Origin of the sequence: Mesorhizobium sp. M7D.F.Ca.US.004.03.1.1, from assembly GCF_003998635.1 — a bacterium.
In the GTDB taxonomy this organism is placed as follows: domain Bacteria; phylum Pseudomonadota; class Alphaproteobacteria; order Rhizobiales; family Rhizobiaceae; genus Mesorhizobium; species Mesorhizobium loti.
The window spans coordinates 1-437 of record NZ_RZQG01001812.1; the positions used below are offsets into that span (position 1 = coordinate 1).

Sequence of the window (437 nt, forward strand, 5' to 3'; positions counted from 1 at the left end):
TCTCTACGAGGCAGCGCTGGTGGAGGAAGCCATACGCGGCGGACATTCAGCCGCACCCACTGCGGTTCCAGGCAAATCCATGATCGCCGACCACCGCCGCATCCTGGCAACGGCTATGACGCGGTTGCGCTCCAAAATCAAATACCGGCCCGTCGTGTTCGAACTGATGCCGCCCCTATTTACACTCTTGCAGCTGCAGCGAACCGTGGAAGCACTCTCCGGCAGGCTGATCAACAAACCAAACTTTCGCCGGCTCATAGAACAGCAGGAACTGGTTGAGAAGACCGGGAAGACGACCGCCGAAGCCGGCGGCCGGCCGGCGCAGCTCTACCGCTTCCGCCACGACATTCTCGACGAGCGGCCCGTGGCCGGGACAAAATTGCCGCTTGCGCGGGCTTGACATCCTTATAGTCACAACGATTATAAAGCATTATAAT

Annotated in this window: 1 pseudogene; it reads left to right on the forward strand. The window is 59.0% G+C overall.

Annotation, left to right across the window (positions count from 1 at the left end):
* Nucleotides 1-400, forward strand: a pseudogene (locus EN935_RS40170) (hypothetical protein); the annotation flags it as partial.
* Nucleotides 401-437 lie beyond the last annotated feature (37 nt).